Source organism: Psychrobacter sp. CoH-33_TS_01, from assembly GCF_058189395.1.
In genome coordinates, this window is sequence record NZ_JBVGQI010000064.1 from 1 (window position 1) to 266 (window position 266).

Sequence of the window (266 nt, forward strand, 5' to 3'; positions counted from 1 at the left end):
TCTCGCTGCTGCACAACATCAACGGCTTCACGCTGCCCTTCGTGCTGTTCGGGGTCCCGGCGCCGCAGGCGGTCAACGTGCTGCCGGTGCTGACTACGTGATCAGCGCCAGCGCGATCGGCCCGCGCAGCGCGGGCAGGATGACGTAGCGCAGCTTCGCCCACCAGCCCGCGCCGTCGATGGCGGCGGCCTCATGGACCTCGTCCTCGATCGACTGCAGGCCGGCGAGCACCAGCAGGTAGAAGAACGGCCACGACGACCAGATCT

General features: G+C 68.4%; 1 protein-coding gene. It reads right to left on the bottom strand.

From position 1 onward, the window contains the following. Nucleotides 1-93: 93 nt before the first annotated feature. Nucleotides 94-264 (bottom strand): ABC transporter permease subunit, encoded by a 171-nt coding sequence (locus ACZ2XM_RS15560; RefSeq protein ID WP_490619024.1) that lies wholly within the window; start codon nucleotides 262-264, stop codon nucleotides 94-96. Nucleotides 265-266: the final 2 nt, after the last annotated feature.